This is a genomic window from bacterium, assembly GCA_019695305.1.
Classification (GTDB): Bacteria; UBA10199; UBA10199; order UBA10199; family JAIBAG01; genus JAIBAG01.
Genome location: JAIBAG010000009.1, coordinates 60662 through 79006, shown reverse-complemented (window position 1 = coordinate 79006; position 18345 = coordinate 60662). Strand labels below are relative to the sequence as shown.

Annotated in this window: 16 protein-coding genes; 11 read left to right on the top strand and 5 right to left on the bottom strand. The window is 40.8% G+C overall.

Annotated elements, in window-relative coordinates:
• The first annotated feature begins 10 nt into the window (after positions 1–10).
• Positions 11–1246 carry an FAD-dependent oxidoreductase gene (locus K1X76_06095; GenBank protein ID MBX7148640.1) on the top strand — a complete coding sequence of 412 codons (1236 nt, stop codon included), beginning with the start codon at positions 11–13 and terminating at the stop codon, positions 1244–1246.
• A gap of 13 nt (positions 1247–1259) precedes the next feature.
• Here the strand turns inward: K1X76_06095 and K1X76_06090 are convergent, their stop codons facing one another.
• The gene (locus K1X76_06090) at positions 1260–2111 is read right to left on the bottom strand and encodes a kinase/pyrophosphorylase (GenBank protein MBX7148639.1); all 852 of its coding nucleotides are present in this window, start codon (positions 2109–2111) and stop codon (positions 1260–1262) included.
• A gap of 29 nt (positions 2112–2140) precedes the next feature.
• Positions 2141–3268: a DNA recombination protein RmuC gene (locus K1X76_06085; GenBank protein MBX7148638.1), complete on the bottom strand. Its 1128-nt coding sequence runs from the start codon at positions 3266–3268 to the stop codon at positions 2141–2143.
• 344 nt (positions 3269–3612) lie between these two features.
• On the opposite strand from K1X76_06085, the gene K1X76_06080 reads away from it, so the two are divergent.
• Both K1X76_06080 and K1X76_06075 read left to right on the top strand, forming a co-directional pair.
• Positions 3613–4599, top strand: coding sequence for a transposase (locus K1X76_06080; protein MBX7148637.1), 987 nt, complete (start codon positions 3613–3615; stop codon positions 4597–4599).
• A 140-nt stretch (positions 4600–4739) separates the two neighbouring features.
• Positions 4740–5771, top strand: a complete 1032-nt coding sequence (locus K1X76_06075; protein ID MBX7148636.1) for a formylglycine-generating enzyme family protein — start codon at positions 4740–4742, stop codon at positions 5769–5771.
• A gap of 64 nt (positions 5772–5835) precedes the next feature.
• Here the strand turns inward: K1X76_06075 and K1X76_06070 are convergent, their stop codons facing one another.
• The gene (locus K1X76_06070; protein MBX7148635.1) at positions 5836–6828 is read right to left on the bottom strand and encodes a transglutaminase-like domain-containing protein; all 993 of its coding nucleotides are present in this window, start codon (positions 6826–6828) and stop codon (positions 5836–5838) included.
• Positions 6829–6854: 26 nt separating this feature from the next.
• On the opposite strand from K1X76_06070, the gene K1X76_06065 reads away from it, so the two are divergent.
• Positions 6855–8915: an HAD-IC family P-type ATPase gene (locus K1X76_06065; protein MBX7148634.1), complete on the top strand. Its 2061-nt coding sequence runs from the start codon at positions 6855–6857 to the stop codon at positions 8913–8915.
• A gap of 200 nt (positions 8916–9115) precedes the next feature.
• Complete coding sequence (locus K1X76_06060) at positions 9116–9751, top strand: HAD family hydrolase (GenBank protein ID MBX7148633.1); 636 nt, start codon at positions 9116–9118, stop codon at positions 9749–9751.
• Here K1X76_06060 and K1X76_06055 read toward each other — a convergent pair.
• Together K1X76_06055 and K1X76_06050 are read right to left on the bottom strand one after the other, a co-directional pair.
• Positions 9746–10399, bottom strand: a complete 654-nt coding sequence (locus K1X76_06055) for a hypothetical protein (protein ID MBX7148632.1) — start codon at positions 10397–10399, stop codon at positions 9746–9748. The two genes, K1X76_06060 and K1X76_06055, sit on opposite strands and share 6 nt — an antisense overlap.
• 71 nt (positions 10400–10470) lie before the next feature.
• On the bottom strand, positions 10471–10677 hold the full coding sequence (locus K1X76_06050) for a hypothetical protein (protein MBX7148631.1): 207 nt from the start codon (positions 10675–10677) through the stop codon (positions 10471–10473).
• Between the two features lie 97 nt (positions 10678–10774).
• Here K1X76_06050 and K1X76_06045 point away from each other — a divergent pair, with 97 nt between their 5' ends.
• The 6 genes from K1X76_06045 (at position 10775) to K1X76_06020 (ending at position 18341) form a co-directional block, all read left to right on the top strand.
• Positions 10775–11932, top strand: coding sequence for a hypothetical protein (locus K1X76_06045; GenBank protein ID MBX7148630.1), 1158 nt, complete (start codon positions 10775–10777; stop codon positions 11930–11932).
• A gap of 348 nt (positions 11933–12280) precedes the next feature.
• Positions 12281–12820: a CarD family transcriptional regulator gene (locus K1X76_06040; protein ID MBX7148629.1), complete on the top strand. Its 540-nt coding sequence runs from the start codon at positions 12281–12283 to the stop codon at positions 12818–12820.
• A 129-nt stretch (positions 12821–12949) separates the two neighbouring features.
• Positions 12950–14155 (top strand): PAS domain-containing protein, encoded by a 1206-nt coding sequence (locus tag K1X76_06035; protein ID MBX7148628.1) that lies wholly within the window; start codon positions 12950–12952, stop codon positions 14153–14155.
• Positions 14152–15537, top strand: a complete 1386-nt coding sequence (locus K1X76_06030; GenBank protein MBX7148627.1) for a sigma-54 dependent transcriptional regulator — start codon at positions 14152–14154, stop codon at positions 15535–15537. Before K1X76_06035 ends, K1X76_06030 begins: the two co-directional genes overlap by 4 nt.
• A gap of 14 nt (positions 15538–15551) precedes the next feature.
• Positions 15552–16946 carry a sigma-54 dependent transcriptional regulator gene (locus K1X76_06025; GenBank protein ID MBX7148626.1) on the top strand — a complete coding sequence of 465 codons (1395 nt, stop codon included), beginning with the start codon at positions 15552–15554 and terminating at the stop codon, positions 16944–16946.
• Between the two features lie 15 nt (positions 16947–16961).
• Positions 16962–18341 (top strand): sigma-54 dependent transcriptional regulator, encoded by a 1380-nt coding sequence (locus K1X76_06020; GenBank protein ID MBX7148625.1) that lies wholly within the window; start codon positions 16962–16964, stop codon positions 18339–18341.
• The last annotated feature ends 4 nt before the right edge of the window (positions 18342–18345 follow it).

The following is an 18345-nucleotide window of genomic DNA, read 5'->3' as shown; positions in this document are numbered from 1 at the left end:
AGAGGAAAGCGTGGATATAAAAAAGCCAAAACTTGTGATTTTAGGCTCGGGCTTTGCCGGGTTTAGTCTCTTAAAGGGGATTAACACTAAGGATTATGACGTGGTGATGGTGAGCCCACGCAATCATTTTCTTTTTACCCCTCTCTTGCCCAGTACCACCGTAGGAACAATCGAGTTTAGAAGTATTATTGAACCTATTCGTATTGCTAAAGAAAATATTACTTTTTATCAGGCCAGCGCCAACCGGCTGGACGAAGTGACGCGTACGCTTTATTGCCACAATGCTTTAGACGGCGAAGAGTTTAGCCTTAACTATGATTATTTGGTGATTACCGTGGGCGCGGCTGTAAATACGTTTGGCATTCCCGGGGTAGAAGAACATGCACTTTTTTTAAAAGAATTATGGGATGCCCGTAAAATTCGTCAGCGCATTATCGAATGCTTTGAGCGTGCAGCCACACCGGGGCTGGCCACACACGAAGTAGACCGTTTGCTTCATTTTGTAGTGGTAGGAGGCGGGCCTACGGGTATTGAATTTGCCGCCGAAATGCATGATTTTTTAGAAGAGGATTTAACCGAATGGTATCCGGCTCTCATTCCCTTTTTTAAAATTACGGTGGTGGAAGCGGCGGCCACTATTTTAGGATCGTTCGATAAAAGCTTATCGGATTACGCTACCAAAGCATTTAAGAGACAAAAAATTGATATTCTGACGCGTTCTCTTGTTAAGGAAATTAAAAATGATGGTGTGGTACTAGCCGATGGAACCGAAATTCCTGCGGGACTTACCGTGTGGACCGGCGGCAATGGGCCTCGTGATTTTGTAAAAAATCTTCCTTTTGATAAAGATAAAGCCGGCCGACTGATTACCGATAAAGATCTGCGTATTCCCAACACTTTAGGTATTTATGCCTTGGGTGATTGTGCCGTGATTGAAAATAAAAATTTTCCGGCTACAGCCCAAGTAGCGCAGCAGCAAGGGAAACATTTAAGCAAAATATTAACGCGTCTGGCCCGTGGAAAAGAGATTAAGCCTTTTCGTTATCGCCATTTGGGCATGCTGGCGTATGTTGGCAGTCATCAAGCTTTGGCTGATCTGCCAAATGTACAAGGACGTGGTTTTATTACTTGGGTTTTCTGGCGATCGGCTTATGTTACCAAGCTCGTGAGTTTTAAAAACAAGGTTCTTGTTTTATTTGATTGGTTTAAAAAATTGATTTTTGGGCGCGATATTAGTCGGTTTTAAATAAAAGCTCAGGCTATTCTCCACCCGATCCGCTGCGGCCCAAGGTGGGCATATCTTTAAAATTAAGTGTGTGAATAATCTCGCTGGCAATTTCCTCAATCGCTTTTCCTGTTACATCAATAATATTAATGCCGGGAATTTTGGCAAATAATGCGTTTGCGTGATCGAGTTCTTTTTGCACATGCTCCGGCTGGGCATAGGTTTCGGTATCGGGGCGGCCCAAAGTTTTAAGACGCATGGTGCGCAGCGAGGCTAAATGCTCGGGAGATAAAATTAAACCAAAAACTTTGTTGTTGGGGAGGCTTAAAACCTGTTGGGGCAAATCTTTTCCTGTAACAAGCGGGATATTGGCACAACGATAACCACGGTAAGCGAGATAAATCGAGAGCGGTGTTTTAGAGGTGCGCGAAATACCCATAAGTACGATGTCTGCTTCACTTAAGGTATCGAGTCCCTGGCCTTCGTCGTGCTTTACTGTAAATTCTACCGCTTCGGTTCTTTTATAATAATCGCGTGTAACTTTATATTGTAAGCCCGGTTCGGCGCTGGGAAGCGTATGAAAGTAGTTTGATAACATATCCAGACTTGGTCCCATAATATCGATAGCAACAATTTCTTGTGCTTTTGATTCAGTCAAAACTTTACGGCGTACTTCTTGCGATACCATGGTAAACATAATCACGCCGTGGCGGGTTTTAGCCTCAGAGACTACTTCTTTTATTTGTTCATCAGTACTTACAAACGATTTACGGATAATATCCACATCGACATTTTCAAACTGGCGGGCAGACGCAATAGCCATGCTATGGGCTAATTCGCCGGTGGCATCGGATAATACATAAATTGTAAATTTGGCCTGAGTCATCAGTTTTATGGGAGTAGCAGGATAAACACTTAAGAGCCAGAAATTAATTTAATGGGGGGTTCGCTCGCATGGCCATCTAAGGCATTAATTTTTTCAATTTTTTCCTGATAGCGATTAAGCCGTTTTTCGCTAGCTTCGTAACTGCTACGCAAATTGCCCAAATGATGGCCAATTTTATCGAAATCGTCCCTAAATTTACCCAATTCAATTACCATCTGGCGAATTTGAGTAATCACATCGTGGATATTTTCCTGCATTTTTTGCCCGCGTAAAGCCTGCATGATGGATCCTAAATAGGCATAAAAGCTATTGGGGCTAACCGGAATAACACGTTTGCGCAGGGCATATTGCTGCAGCGATTCGGCTTGTCCCAGATCGTCATCTTTAATGATAAGCTCATAAAAAACATTTTCGGCCATGATATAGAGAAAGGCAAAATCCATGGTGCCTTCTTCGGGCTGGATATATTTTTTAGCAATGGCATCCACATGTTTTTTAACATCCTGTACAAAGAGTTTTTTAGAGGCGATTTTTTCGGCATCGGTGGGTGCTAAAATAATTTTTTGAAAGTTATCCAAAGGAAATTTGGAATCGATCGATAAAATATAATCACCAACGTTGATAGCAGCATCCACAATTTCACCATTTTTAAAGCGGTGCTGTAGTTTAAAACTGTTTTGCGGCAGCATTTCACTTAAAAGATCGGCCAGAAAGAATTCGCCAAGGCTGCCACGGGCTTTTGGTTTTTTTAAAATTTCCTGAAGCGAGGCAATGTCTTTGCCTACATTAAAAATACGCTGGTTGGCTTCTTCCAGCATACCCAGTTTATTTTGCAAATCGCCAATAACTTTGGCCGCGTTATCCAGACGCGTGTTCACCTGCTGGGTGGAGGTTTGAGTTTGGTTGGTGGATTCGTTAAGACGGGTATTCAGCTGATTGGTCATTCCTGCCAGTTGCTCAATAAGAGATGAACGGGTTCCATCGAGCGAAGTGCCTAACTGGCCTGTTAAGTTATCGAGTCTGTTTTGAAGCGACAAAAAGAGGGCCTGAGTTTCACTGGCTTTGCTATCATCTTGTTTGTTACGGGTAATAAAGAAGAAAAGAGCGGCTACTAAAATAAGACTTAAAACAGAAAGGGTAATGACTAAGAGAAGCATGCAAAAAAGCTAGCACTGTATCAGTTTACTTTTCAAGGTTTTTGATAAAAAAGGTAGGGATTACGGGTATAGACCGTAAAATCCTCATAACGGAGAGTGGGTAGGGGACGCTGTTGACTAATTAGACAAACTTTCATCCGCCTTCACAAAAACAACCTAATAATCAACACAGAGTTCGAAAATGAGACTCTTGAGTCCGATTTTGAGACTCTGGTGAGACTTTCCTTTTTGTTAAGTTATTATTTTCCTCAATTAATTTAGCCTCTATAGTTGGCACTCTATTTGCTTAATGCTTGAGAGGACGCTGTTTGAGTAATTTAACTAACTATTTTTGAGGAGAATGTATGCCTAGGCAAGAAAGGCTTGATATGCCAGGAACCCTTCATCATGTGATGGTGAGAGGGATAGAAAAAAGAAATATTGTTAATGACGATACGGATCGTTTTGATTTTGTGAGAAGAATGAATGTAAATTCCATAAAAACAAAAACCATAATTTATGCTTGGGCTCTTATGAACAATCATGCCCATATTTTGTTACGAAGTGGCCCACAGGGACTTTCTCATTATATGCGGTGCCTTCTTACCGGTTATGCGGTTGTTTATAATTTACGGCATAAGAGGCATGGGCATTTGTTCCAAAATCGTTACAAATCTATTATTTGTGAGGAGGATTCTTATTTTAAAGAACTTGTGAGGTATATCCATTTAAATCCCTTACGGGCCGGGCTGGTTAAGAATATTGATGAGTTGGTCCGTTACAAGTGGAGTGGCCATGGTGTGATTATGGGATATATAAAAAACGAAGCGCAGGATTGTGAGGGAGTATTATCGTGGTTTGGAAAAAAGAAGGGGGCTGCAAGAAAAAATTATGATCAGTATGTGCAGGAAGGTATTCATCAAGGCCGTAGGCTAGATCTTGTGGGAGGAGGGCTTGTTCGTTCTCAGGGTGGGTGGTTTCAGGTTATTTCCATGAAGTGTCGCAAGCATCGTGAACTTGCGGATGACAGGATTTTGGGTGGAGGAACTTTTGTGGAAAATATTTTAAAGGAAGCGAATGAGCGGGTAAGATCTCAGTTTATACATAAACCGAACAAGCGTGATATGGCTGCTGTTATTAAGGAAGAGTGCCATAAACAGGATGTTTCTTTTGAAATGCTCAAAACAGGAAGCCGACAGGCCGATGTGGTTAAGTTACGGGTACAATTGGCTTTATACTTAACTCGTGAGTGGGGGATTTCTTTAGCCGAGGCCGCAAGGCAATTGGGTATTACAACAGCGGGGATTCATAAAATGTTAAGTAGAAAGTTGGGTAAAAGTTTGTCTAATTAGTCAACAGCGTCCCCTAAACTCCTGTCCACACCTGTGGACGGTTTTTTTTAAAACCACACAACTTGCATAACATTCAACCGATAACTTTTGTGGGTGAATAATGATGTTCACTGCCATTAAATTTGTAACAGGAGTTTTTTATGAAAATCATTTATGGTGATTCATTGGAGCAATTAACAGCCGATGCACTTCGAGTGTTTATGGAGGCCGATACATGCAGTTCCGGTGACCTTACTTATGCTATTGGTGATAAAGATGGTGTTTTGGATTCAGATTCCGGTGAATTGAAGGCTTATTTGGATATATTGGCAGGTGCGCGAGCCAGAGATGTAAGTACGGCAACAAAAACTTCCACAACTACTCCTGTAGTAACAGCGCAGCAGCAACCAACTCCCTCAAAGGCGGCTCCTACAAACTCCACCACAACACCCAACGGTAGAACGTACTCCGATGGAATCGTAACCATCCCCGGTGGCCAATTCAGTATGGGTTCAGTTTATGGTAGTTTTGATGAACGGAAGGATAGTTCTTTGTTATCAAATGGCACGTCGGTTACAGTGACGATGACGGGTTTTATGTTGGCAAAATCAGAAGTTACGGTTGGCCAATACAAAGCTTATCTGGCGGCAATCGGAGATACGCAATATTCAAGATTACCTAATTTGCCTGAAAATCAAAAAGGCGATAAATTCCCCGTTGTAGGTTTGACCTACAATGAAATGATGTTCTTCTGCCAATATTATGGGGGAAAACTGCCCACAGCGGCACAGATTGAATATGCATCTAAGGGACCAAACCATACAGATGTTTACGGCACGCCATTTAATAAAATGGTGTCTTACAACAATGGTTATCGAACAACGGCAGAAGTTTGCGGAACAAATGATGAGCGCGCCAATGGTTTTGGTGTGTGTGATTTAGCCGGAAATGTGTGGGAAACCACCCGCGATCAGTATGATGTAAATTTTTATGATTGGATGGCAAAAACCGATCCAAGTAATCCTATAACCGATATTAACAGTCAGTGGATAGAAATCCGCAGCGGTTCCTGGTTCAACGTCGACTGGTACAACCGTGCGGCCAATCGCTACTTCGACCGCAATCCCGACAACCGCAGCAACTATGTCGGCTTCCGCGTTGCGTGGCCGTTGCCCCAGGGCTCCAATAAGTAACCCTTTATCCTTTTACCCTCTGTAATCCGTCCGCCGCAGGCGGACGGGGATTTGTATGGTTTTCCTAAGGAACTTTGTAAAAGATCTCAGGATTTTTGGTTTTTAACAGAAAATCATCATAGCGGGGCATACTCGGGATATCAAACGTCAGCGAATTTTGTACATGATTACCCTCCGGGTGCCACCAGTTTAAGGGGCGGCTCACCCAATCGGTTCTTAGCGGGTAGGACAAATGCGTGTAAAAGTGCAGGAGTTTGACCGCAAATTTACCTCTTTTATAATAATCAAAATTTTCTTTTTTTACTTTTTTGTACCAGTCTTTTATTTTGTTTTCGTCATACAGCTTGCGTAAAAGGGTGGGGTCGAGTTTTTCATCCTCTTTTCTATAAATATTATGGGGGGACTCGCGAAAGACCACTTCAATCTTGTCTATTTCATTTTTTACCCAGGCCTCATGCAGCTCCAGTGCATGCTGGGGAATATTATCTCTCATATAATAGATATCGTAATCGGGGTCGAGAACCACCCATTTGTTGTAAAAAGCACTCCAGGCCTCCACCACGGCATGCTGATTCTCCGGCGTAAAGCGCAGTTCCACGCGCCGGGCCTGCCCGCCGGTTGCGATGATGGCCTGTATTAACAGCTGGGAGGCTGTGCCGCACAAATAGCCATTATCTGTTTTACTTTGAAGAAGTGAGTACCCATCAAAGCTTTGGGGATTGGGCTCGCTTGCGGGAGTGCCGTGAGGGAACTGATCGCGCACCCAATGCATCAATAGAACATCACGTTCAAAGTCGTTGTGGGCATTTTTTGTCAATGTATCTAACTTGTAAGCATTTTTTAGTGTTTGCAGCGCTTGTGGGTTTTCAAATTTAAATCCAAAAAAAGGAGGCTCCTTATAAGGTGTATTGAGGCTGCTTAATTTTTGGAAAGGGGGTAAAATATATTTAAAAAGTATATTTTGAGCATAGAGAGAGGGGTATGGACTGAGTGCCATACGTGTGAGCAGTACAATAACACCCAATAAGAGGGCTAAAACAATATACTTTCTTTTCATAAAAACTCTGATAAAACAGCTGGTTCATGAATGAAGCCACTTGCCAGCACTGTCACTTACCCCATCAAGGTCAAAATGGGTATTATTTTTGTACTTATGGTTGTTCTTTGGCGCATCGTTTTGCCCGTTTTAACAAAACCAAGCAGATTTTCTTTTTGGTTTTAGCTTTTGTGCTTTCTATCACCCAGTTTTTATTACCTCGTTTATTTGGTTATTTGGGGGGCTTTTCTCATACCTCCATTTTATACACTAATTTTGCGTTAGCAGCTCTTCTCTTTTTTATTTTGGGTTTTCCCTATATCCGTTTTGTGATGTCGTCCATTATTCAACGTCGCCAGTACACGCCCGATACGCTTATCATGCTAGCTGTCATTATCGATTTTGTTTATTCAACATATATCACCTTTTTAGCTCCTTCGTTTGTTTTAGAAAATCATTATTCTCCTTTCTATTTTGCCGATTTGGCGCTTGTATCGGCCGTTATCATTTCCACCTGGGAAGGTAGGCTTCGAGAAAAAGCTTATGATGATATTAATATCTTTAAAAAAATAATGTACACGGGTGAGGTTATAAAGGTTTTAAAAAATCAGGAAAATACGGTTGGTATCGCTGATGTTGTTGTTGGTGACGTGATACGCGTTAACCCGGGTCAGGTGATTCCGCTCGATGGTATTATTGAATCGGGCGCTACCAGTGTGGATGAATCACCCATTACTTCGGAGCCTACCATTCGTTTTAAGCAAAAAGGAGATATGGTAACCGGATCTTCTATTAACCGCGATTCTACCATTTTTATTCGCGTTGAAACGGAAGCATTGCAGCATAAATTTCCATCGATTATTCGGCTTATTCATGACGCAATTTTAAGTCATTCCCGTTTTCAGGCCCGCCTTGAAAAAGTTTTACCCTGGGTTATTGCTCTTGTTATTCTTGTTGCGCTTGGAACTTGTTTAATGATTGGTAAAACTAATCCCGTGCACGCGGTGCAAAGTTTGTTATCTGTTATTGTGGTTACTACTTTTTCTTCCTTTGTTTATATGATTCCGCTGGTGGTGGTGCTGGCCATTGGTAAATTGGCTTTAAGTGGTATTTTATTGGGATCCTCTCGCTTTTTTTCTAGCTTGTCGCGGCTTTCATCGTTGTTTTTTGACAAAACGGGCACCTTAACTCGCGGTGAATTTGTTTATTCTAAATATTATCAAGAAGTGGGAGTAAACCAGGGTACGTTATTATCCACTATTTTTTCACTTGAACGTCAATCGGATCATCCATTAGCGCGCAGTATGCCTACACACCCGTGGTATAACGAAATGCACAAACACGATGTAAAAAATTTTGAAACGCATCCGGGTTTGGGTATTTGCGGTAAAGTGTGTGAGCCAGGCAAACCCGAGCGATTTGCTGTGGTGGGCAATTTACGTTTTTTAAAACGTCATCAAATGCAGGTATCGCGTGAGATGAAAACTAAACTGGACGAACTGGAATCGATGGGTGAAACGGTTATTTTATGTGGCTGGGATAGGCAGGTGCGGGGGCTTATGAGCTTTGCCGACACTTTGTCGACCGATGTAAAACCGTTGATGGAAGCGTTGGAAAAATTAAAAGTGGAGCCAATAATGATTACGGGCGATCACGAAGAAATGATTTCCAATTTAACCTATGCCCATGGTTTAAAGCAGGTGTACACACGTTGTTTACCCGATGAAAAAGTGAATAAAATTAAAGCTAAAAAAGAAGGTGGCAAACTAGTGGGTATGGTGGGCAATGTACGGGATGATTCGCATGTTTATCAGGCTTCCGATGTGAGTTTGGTTTTGGGTGCTTCCACCGATTTTACTCCGCAAGGCGCGCAAGTAGTGCTTTATGGGAAAAATCTTCTTAAGATTACTAATTTAATTCGTTATGCGCGTGTGGTGGATGGAACGTTGCGTGTGGGTTATACCTTGGGCATTACGGCCAGTGTATTAGGCTTGGGGCTTGCGGCATTGGGTTTATTGCCTCCCATGGTGGCGCTTTTTTCAATGATTTTAACCCGCTTTATTTTTGCCACTCTCCCGCTGCGTTTAAAAGAAACCAAGTTTTCGTAAAGTGCGCCTTTAATCCCAAACTTTTAAATTTTTTTAAATAAGTTAAAGGCCGTCTATTAAAGATAACTGCCTCACAAGTTCTGTGAAGAAAGGCCTTGGGGTTGTAGGGTGAGGCCTTAAAGGCAGGCCCCAAACTTATTTGAAAAAATTTAAAAGTTTGGGATTAAAGGCGATTTATTGATATTTGTTTTTATTATTTTATGGCCTACAAATTATTAATTTTTGATTTAGATGGAACTTTGCTTGATTCCAAAATGGATATCGCTAATTCCACTAATTATGTACGCAATCAATTGGGCAAAGAATCACTCTCGCCTGATTTAATTCAGCAATATGTGGGTGCTGGTGTAAATGAATTGCTGGAGCAGGCTTTTTCTACTCAAGATCCAGAAATTATTTCTAAAGCGGCCAAAATGTTCCGTACTCATTATTTGGAGCATTGTATGGATGAATCTATGTGGTATCCGGGTGTAGTGGAGGCTTTGGAAAAATTAAAAACAACGCATATTTTAACAGTGTGCACCAATAAACCTAAACCCTATGCCGATAAAGTTTTAAAGGTGTTAAACGGGGGTAATTATTTTAAGGCCGTGGTAGCGGGTCGCGATGGATTTGAAAACAAACCCGATCCGGCAGGAACTTTGTCTCTTTTAAAAAGGTTTAATGTAAAGCCTCAAGATACTCTTTTTGTTGGTGATAGCATGGTAGATTTAGAAACGGCACAAAAAGCAGGAATTGATATGGCGTTTTTATCGTGGGGTTTTGGACACGATAGCAACAAGCAGGCCCGATATGCACTCAATGATTTTGCAGGTCTTTTAAAAATTTGCTTATAAGTCGGCCATCGGCTCGGGATTTAACACGTCCTCATAACCTTCGTTAAGAGATGCGGCCAAGATATCGTCTAAGCTTTGTACTACATCACCCAAGCTAAAATTGGGATTCATCACGCAGTCTTTCTGTGTGGTGTCGCTAAAGCCTAGGCCATGGCCTAATTCGTGGGCGAGTGTGGTTACTAAATCGTATTTGCCTGTAGCAACACTACATACAGAACCATCGGCGCATTTTAAAATGCTGTATTCTTTGGGACTGCCAAAAATAATAGTGTCAAATTCTATAATGGGTCCGTTGGGGAATTGGGTGCTTGTCATTCCTAAATATCCATCGGCATTGGGGTTAAGGTCCCAACAAATGACATTGCGGCTGTCTTTGTTGCAAGTACCGGTAGCGGTTATACCTCTAAATTCAAAATAGTTGGAACCGTCGGCTTCCCAGATACCAATGGCTTGATTGATGGCATCATAAAATTCGGTAGGGAAACTGTTATCAACATAAATGGGAATGGGAAGTTTTTCCCAGCTTTCAAACATTTTAGGGGTTGGGGGAAAATCACCTGCCGATTTAGAAGTGCTGTGAAAGGATGAGCTCTCTGCCCCACAGGCGCTTAAAAAAACCATTAAAATAAAAGTAAGTAAATATCGCATGCTGCCTCCCGTTTTGTAAGTATATTATCGGCAAACAGAGGGTGTAAAGTTGTGTTTTTAATGTATTTTATTTAAGAATTTGAAGAAATTGTTTTAAGCCTATGAATTAATTCAATATTTTCTTCTTTATTATCTAGGTTTTTAATTACCCTATTTAAACTTTTTAACAGCTCTTTTTGGCTTTGTTGGAGGCGGTATAGAGATTCGGAAGCATCTACCAAGCGTAAAGTGGGTTGTAAGGGTGCATTATTAAGATTACGTGTTGATTTAGGGTTCATAACAATCCAAACCTTTCATTTTAATTATCGGTTTTGTTTAAAAAAGGTTGCTAGTTTTTTGAAGTTTATATAAAGGGGCGTGAGGTAAGGGTTTTTTATGACTTATCCACAGGGCATAGCAATTACAAATAGCGATCTCAGCACTTCGTATAATGTTGATTCAATATGTTTGGATGATATTGCCAATATTCCGGATGGCTTGGATGCTAATGGCGATAGTGCTGTTTCGGTTGCAGAAGCTTTAGTTTTTGCGGCAGATGAAGATGCGTATACGGCTTTAGCTTCTATTCTTGATCAAAAATCTCAAATTTCAAACGCTCAAACTCTGCCTTTTATGTATGCTTTTTTTGAAGCAGCTCCCGAAGCAGCTTTAGAAGTGCTAAAACGTTTAACCCATAACCCATTTTTTTTAACGAGTTCTTCAAGTCCATTGCTGGTGGATAGGTATAATTATCGCTTTTATTCATCAACATCCAACGCTGAGCCACAGACCTTAACTCCAGATGAAACTTTAACTTTGGGATGGGCGCTATGTGCTTTTTATCCCATGTTAGATTATTTTGCTCATGGTATGCCTATGAGCGACGATAATGATGAGACTTTTGAAATGCCTCTTATCCGACTTGAGTTTGCCGAAGGAGAGCCTGCCTATGATGCTCGTACCAACACATTAAGTGTTCCGCATCATTTTAGGCTTAAAACAATTTTCGATTTATTGTTAAAGGCAGCAGATGATTTTAGATATTCCGAAAGTGTTGATGATGAAAAATTATATTCGGCTAACAAAAAAGATAAAAAAGAAAGAAAAGATTTTTTTGGAACTGCCGATTATTACAAAGCAGCGCGCCAAATTTTTGCTTTTGCCGGTGATAAGGTTGCTGATAGTGATTCATTAAGCCCTCACCAGTTGCTTCAGGCATCAGTTGCGGCCGAGTTAATGGCCGATAGTTCTGAAGAGTCCCAGGCTATTTTACGAAATGATTTTTTACAAAACCCGGTTATTGATTTAAAAGTAAAAAGACAATTTTTAACTCATATTTCATCATCTATTCAAATTTGTATTAATCCAAGTACTGCGCAAGTTCCATGCTTACGTGACAGGGCCGAAAAAGAATATTCTATCATTCAAAGCCTGATAGATATTCTTACGGGAATTTTAGATAAAATTGAGGATGATTCTGTAAAATTTGATCTTCAAACGCTTTTAGCAAATACCCAAACTCTGGTTGATCAATATGCTGCCCAAAAGCTCTAACTCTTTCTTTTATAGGCCTAATAATTTTTAGCAACTTTGTTTGAAACCCGCCGATAATTAAGGTGTATGGCTAATCCTCACCACAAAAGTGGTAATAGCTGTATAATTACAAGAAGTTACAAATTGAAGGATCGGACATAGGAAAAAGTACTAATTTTGTAATTAGACATTTTTCCAATGATTATCTAGGGTTGTGACACGTGGCGTTACATCGCGTTGACGCATGGTGAAAACTGTGCTAAACCACCCCAACTTAATCGTTAATCCGAATCCAAAAATTTTAACACGACGCAGGTGATTTTTGGCTAAATGCTTAAAATCACTATATTTAGTACGGAGGGTACATTGATGATGCGCAATTTTCAAGAAAACGCAGGAAAAAAGAAATCTCGTTTACAGGATTTGCCTTTTAAAGTGGGTGATATGGCCGTTTACCCGGCTCATGGGGTTGGCGAAGTAAAAAGTATCGAATCACGCGAAATTTCGGGCTCTAAGCAAACCTTTTATGTGCTTCAAATACTCGACAATGGCATGAAAATCATGGTGCCCACCGGTAACGTGAATGCAGTAGGCTTACGTGAAATTATTTCTAATAACGAAGTAAAAGCCGTTTACTCCATCTTAAAAGAACGCGATGTGGTTTTAGATAACCAAACCTGGAATCGTCGCTATCGCGAATATATGGATAAGATTAAAACCGGCTCGGTTTATGAAATTGCCGAAGTATTTCGTGATTTGTCGCTTTTAAAGTCTGATAAAGAACTTTCCTTTGGTGAACGCAAAATGTTGGATACTGCCAGAAGCTTGTTGGTAAAAGAGCTGGCATTTGCCGAAGACCGTGACGAAGACGAGGTTGAGGAAGATTTAGACGAAATTTTCCAAGATTAATCGGAATTTAAGCTTTAAAAACCCCCGGTACTCCCGGGGGTTTTTTTTGAGCGCAGGTGTCAAAATTTTGATGACATCCTGGAGAAACGCAGGTAAAATTATACCCGTCTCATTTTCAGGGGAGGAAAAGTGACTCAGGGCTCTATAGATAAAAATCTTTTACAAGAAGCGTCTCTTAAAACGCTCACTGCCGATAAACTCCCTGAACTTATTGCCCTTCAAAATAAAAAAATAGAAGAATTAGAAGAATTGGTTCAAACCATCTCGCGTGGCAAATACATGTGGGAGTCTACCTTTGATGCTATTACGTCTCCCGTAATTATTGTTTCTGATGACTATGTGATTCGTCGTGCTAACCGTGCGGCTGCTTTGAGTGCGCATGTTGATGTGCGACAGATGGTGGGCACGAAGTGTTATGAAACCTTGGCTGGAGCTACCAAGCCTTGTGGACATTGTCCTTTGCGAGAAACGCTTCAAACCACGCGTCCTGCTTTGGCATCACTCGATCCGTTTCCTGTGGGTCGTCAATATGATGTACATGCTTATCCTTTAGAAACCGATGTAGGACAAACCCAGGTGGTGATGCATTATCGCGATGTAACCGAAGAACGCGAATTACAACGTCAACTCTTGCAAAGCGAAAAACTGGCGGCCATTGGAACTTTGGCTGGAGGTATTGCTCACGAAATTAATAATCCTTTGGGTGGAATTTTAGCTTTTGCTCAACTGGTGATGCGTGATTTAGGAACCGAACATGGTTGTTTTAATGATTTGAAGGAAATTGAAGAAGCAGCATTGCGTTGTAAAAAAATTGTTCAGGATTTGCTCGATTTTTCACGCCAAAACCGCGACGAGGTGATGACGGGCGTAAATTTAAACGACGTGGTCAATCGTATTATGCCACTTATTCGCGTGCAGGCCAAAAGCACGCGCATGGATATGGAATTTGATTTGGCAGAAAGTTTGCCACTGATCCGCGGTCATTTTAGCAAATTACAACAAGTATATCTTAATTTGGTTACCAATGCTTTTCAGGCCATGAAAAATTCCGGTAAAGTTATTGTTCGCACTTATCCCAGCGAAGACGGCCAGCATGTGATATCGGAAGTAAGCGATAATGGCCCCGGTGTAGCCAAACAATATGTGAGTAAAATTTTTGATCCTTATTTCACCACAAAAAAACAGGGTGAAGGAACAGGGCTTGGGTTGTCGATTACTTATGGTATTGTGCAGGAACACGAAGGCACTATTTCGGTTGTGAGCGAAGAAGGGCATGGCGCCACTTTCATCATCACGTACCCGGTTTATAAACAGAAAACAAAGGAGAAGTTATGAAAGGTAGAATATTAGTAGTTGATGATGAAGAGGTAATTGTAAAAGCACTCTCCAAGTTTTTAACCCAGGAAGGTTATTTGGTAGAAACATCTGGCGACGGCGCACAGGCCATCGAAAAATTAAAAGATTCATCTTTTGATCTTATGCTGTCCGACCTCAATATGCCTAATATGCATGGCATCGATTTAGTGCGAGAAGCCAAAAGTTTACATCCCAATATGGTTTCTATCATTATGACAGGTTATGCCTCCATCCAAACCGCAGTGGATGCGATGAAGGCAGGGGCTTTTCACTATATTACCAAACCCTTTGAACTTGATGATGTAAAACTAATTGTAGCAAAAGCATTGGAACATACCCAGTTGGTTGAGCAAAACCGTATTTTACGCTCTCAGGTAAAGAGTCGTTATGGTTTTGATAATATTGTGGGTGCCAGTGAAGAACTGGAAGAAGTGCTTCAAACAGTACATAAAGTAGCCGATACCGATTCTACCGTACTTATTTTGGGTGAATCTGGTACCGGTAAGGAACTCATTGCGCGCGCTATTCACTACAACAGTGCCCGTTCCGACAAGCCTCTTATTCCTGTAAATTGTGGTGCCATTCCCGAAAATTTGCTCGAATCGGAATTATTGGGACATGTTAAAGGAGCTTTTACAGGTGCTACCCATAACAAGATGGGACGTTTTGAAATGGCCAACGAGGGGACGATTTTTTTAGATGAAATTGGTGACATGAGTTTGAGATTACAGGTGAAAATTTTACGTGTGTTGCAGGAGAAAAAATTTGAACCAGTGGGCTCTACTAAAACGGTAGAAGTAGATGTGCGTGTTATTGCTGCCACCAATCGTAATTTGGAAGAAATGGTAGCTAAAGGAGAGTTTAGAGAAGATTTATTTTATCGCCTTAATGTTATTCCACTTACCGTGCCGGCTTTGCGTCAGCGCGTTTGTGATATTCCTATTTTGGTAGATCATTTTATGCATGCCTATGCTCAAGCGTCGCAATCCCCTGCGCCGGTTATTAATCAGGAAGTGATGAGTTTGTTTATGAACTACAAGTGGCCGGGTAATATTAGAGAGCTTGAAAATACAGTAGAACGTTTATGTGTTTTAAAACCAGGGCAGGAAATTGTTATCAACGATTTGCCCGAAAAATTTCAGCAAGTGAGCGACACTATTTTTAAAAATTCGGGGCTTCATATACCCGATGCCGGTATTTCACTTAAAAATGCCGTAAATGATTTTGAGAATACACTCATTTTAAAAGCGCTTGAAAAAACAGGTTGGAACAAAAACAAGGCGGCACATTTATTAAAACTCAATCGCACCACTTTGGTTGAAAAAATTAAAAAGAAACGTCTTGAAAAATATATCAATTAATCGGGCCTGCAAATATGCAAATTTATGATATCTTGATTGTGGATAACGATCCTCAATTGCGGGCTGCTATAGAAAACGTGGCCCGATCCAGCAACTTTAGTTTTCATTCTACCGAAACGGGTCATGAAGCCTTGGGGTTTCTTGAAAAAAACCGCTATCGTGTATTGGTGTCCGAAATTTCATTGCCGCGTTTTTCTGGTTTACAGCTTTTGGAATGGACACGTAATTTGCCAGTTCCTCCCGAGTTTGTTGCTATTTCTTCTATGTCGTCGGTAGAGTTGGCTGTTACCTCTCTTAAGATGGGAGCCTTCGATTATTTAACCAAACCTTTTGATAATAACGAAAAAGTGGCGGCATGTTTGCGCCATGCTCTTGAAAAATTTAAACTGGTTAAAGAAGCGCAGGCCAAAGCGTTACGTGGAGAGCCACCTCATTTTGAAGGTATTATTGGGCAGTCGCCCAAAATGAAATTATTGTTTGAAATGCTCACCCAAGTGGCTTCAAGCGAAAGTTCTGTATTGATTTTGGGTGAGTCGGGCACTGGTAAAGAATTGGTGGCTAAAGCGTTGCATAAGCATGGTAGCCGAAAAGATAAACCCTTTGTGGTGATTAATTGTGCCGCCATGCCCGAATCTCTTTTGGAGTCGGAATTATTTGGTTATATGAGAGGTTCATTTACGGGCGCTGCCAATGACAAACAGGGTTTATTTGAGGCCGCAAATGGTGGTACAGTTTTTTTAGATGAAATTGGTGAACTTACTCTCTCTACCCAGGTAAAATTGTTGCGTGTATTGCAGGAAGGCGAAATTAGGCGTGTTGGTGATAATGAATCTCGTTTTGTTGATGTGCGTATTATGGCGGCTACTAATCGCGATTTAACGGCCCTAATTAGCCAAGGACTTTTTAGAGAAGATTTATTCTATCGTTTAAACGTTATCAATATCACGCTTCCTCCCTTGCGTGAGCGTACTGAAGATATTATTCCACTGAGCTATCATTTTTTACGCAGTTACGGGTCTCGTACGCCCAATAAAGTGGAATCATTTTCGGTGGATGCTTTGCAGGCCCTACAAAACTATGCATGGCCTGGCAATGTGCGTGAGCTTGAAAACGTGATTGAGCGTACAATTGTGTTATCGCACACGTCAATTATTACAGCTAAAAATTTGCCAGCAAAAATTTTGTCGTCGTCTTTTTACAAGGCTCCTTCTTCCGATGAGGATTTATCCGATTTTGACTATAAAGAAGCCAAGAAAAGGGCGTTGAACATTTTTAATCGTTCTTATATCATCAGTCTCTTGCAAAAAACGGGCGGTAATATTACGGCAGCGGCCGATAAAGCAGGGATGGATCGTAGTAATTTTAGAAAAATACTACGAAAATACCGTATTGAGGCCAAGTTGGATTAGGTTTTGAGCTAATTTATGAATAAAGAAACTATTGCCATATCAGGAAATTATAAACAGGGTGTTGATTTTTTAAATACTCTTTTTAAAAAAGAGAATTACAAGCTCGAAATTTTAAAAGCTGAAGAATTGTTGCGCGAAGTTAAAAAGAAGGATTTTGACCTTATTCTTTTTTGTGTGGGTAAAGATGATCAGGAGTCGGCTGTTAATTTTGTTTTAGACATTAAAAATATTAACGATCTTATCCCTATTGTAGTTTTTTCCGACTCTGGTTCTTGGGAAGATGCTGTGCTTTTTATGAAAACGGGTATTAGTGAATTTGTTCATAAAGAAGCTTCTAAAGATAAAATTAAAAAAGTGGTAGCGCATGCAGTAAAAATGTACCACATGACACGCCGGGTTTATTTACTGCATTCCGACGATGGTAAAAGTGCACGTTTTGAAGGCATGGTGGGCCAAAGCGAGGCCATGCAGGAAAATTTTAAGATGATTACGGCAGTTGCTAAATCAAATGCTACGGTTCTTATTACAGGTGAATCGGGTACAGGTAAGGAACTAGTCGCAAAAGCTATTCATAAGCGCTCCGAGCGTGCTGGTAATCGTTTTGTAGATCTTAATTGTGGTGCTATACCGCGTGATTTGTTGGAAAACGAATTATTTGGACATGAAAAAGGTGCATTTACCGGAGCGCATAAGCGCTATAATGGCAGTTTTGAAGCTGCCCATAAGGGAACTCTCTTTATGGACGAAATTAGCGAAATGGATCCATTGCTTCAGGTAAAATTACTGCGTGTGTTACAGGAAAGAAGTTTTATGCGCATTGGTGGCACACAAAAAATTGATGTGGATGTCCGTATTATTGCCGCTACCAACCGCAATTTGCAGCAGCATATTCAAAGTGGGCAATTCCGAGAAGATTTATTTTATCGCTTAAATGTTGTGAATATCAATATTCCTTCGCTTAAAGAACGTCGTGACGATATTCCCTTATTAGCTCAACACTTTTTAGAATATTATTCGGCTAAAAACGACAAAATCTTTTTAGATTTTGCCAGTGATGCTTTGGAAGCGCTGATCAATTACGATTGGCCCGGCAATGTGCGCGAATTAGAAAATACCATTGAACGTGTTGTGGTGCTTAATAACGATTCGCAGGTTAAGCTTAAGTTTTTACCTAAAAACATTCAAAAAGTACGCTGTTCTATTAGCTTCAACGATTTATCGCGCCCTGGTTTAATTGAAGAACAGTCGGTAATTCCGCTAGATGATTTAGAACGTCAGGCTATTGAAGTGGCCATGATGAAATTTCAGGGCAATGTGGCCATTGTGGCAAAAAAACTAAATATTGGTCAGGCCACTCTTTATCGTAAAATTAAACAGTACGGTCTGGCTCATTAACATC

What these genes read in the sequence shown, in the direction of transcription:
- K1X76_06090 (MBX7148639.1), bottom strand. Translation starts at nt 2,111, where the DNA reads ATGACTCAGGCCAAATTTACAATTTATGTATTATCCGATGCCACCGGC.
- K1X76_06085 (MBX7148638.1), bottom strand. Translation starts at nt 3,268, where the DNA reads ATGCTTCTCTTAGTCATTACCCTTTCTGTTTTAAGTCTTATTTTAGTA.
- K1X76_06080 (MBX7148637.1), top strand. Translation starts at nt 3,613, where the DNA reads ATGCCTAGGCAAGAAAGGCTTGATATGCCAGGAACCCTTCATCATGTG.
- K1X76_06075 (MBX7148636.1), top strand. Translation starts at nt 4,740, where the DNA reads ATGAAAATCATTTATGGTGATTCATTGGAGCAATTAACAGCCGATGCA.
- K1X76_06070 (MBX7148635.1), bottom strand. Translation starts at nt 6,828, where the DNA reads ATGAAAAGAAAGTATATTGTTTTAGCCCTCTTATTGGGTGTTATTGTA.
- K1X76_06065 (MBX7148634.1), top strand. Translation starts at nt 6,855, where the DNA reads ATGAATGAAGCCACTTGCCAGCACTGTCACTTACCCCATCAAGGTCAA.
- K1X76_06060 (MBX7148633.1), top strand. Translation starts at nt 9,116, where the DNA reads ATGGCCTACAAATTATTAATTTTTGATTTAGATGGAACTTTGCTTGAT.
- K1X76_06055 (MBX7148632.1), bottom strand. Translation starts at nt 10,399, where the DNA reads ATGCGATATTTACTTACTTTTATTTTAATGGTTTTTTTAAGCGCCTGT.
- K1X76_06050 (MBX7148631.1), bottom strand. Translation starts at nt 10,677, where the DNA reads ATGAACCCTAAATCAACACGTAATCTTAATAATGCACCCTTACAACCC.
- K1X76_06045 (MBX7148630.1), top strand. Translation starts at nt 10,775, where the DNA reads ATGACTTATCCACAGGGCATAGCAATTACAAATAGCGATCTCAGCACT.
- K1X76_06040 (MBX7148629.1), top strand. Translation starts at nt 12,281, where the DNA reads ATGATGCGCAATTTTCAAGAAAACGCAGGAAAAAAGAAATCTCGTTTA.
- K1X76_06030 (MBX7148627.1), top strand. Translation starts at nt 14,152, where the DNA reads ATGAAAGGTAGAATATTAGTAGTTGATGATGAAGAGGTAATTGTAAAA.
- K1X76_06025 (MBX7148626.1), top strand. Translation starts at nt 15,552, where the DNA reads ATGCAAATTTATGATATCTTGATTGTGGATAACGATCCTCAATTGCGG.
- K1X76_06020 (MBX7148625.1), top strand. Translation starts at nt 16,962, where the DNA reads ATGAATAAAGAAACTATTGCCATATCAGGAAATTATAAACAGGGTGTT.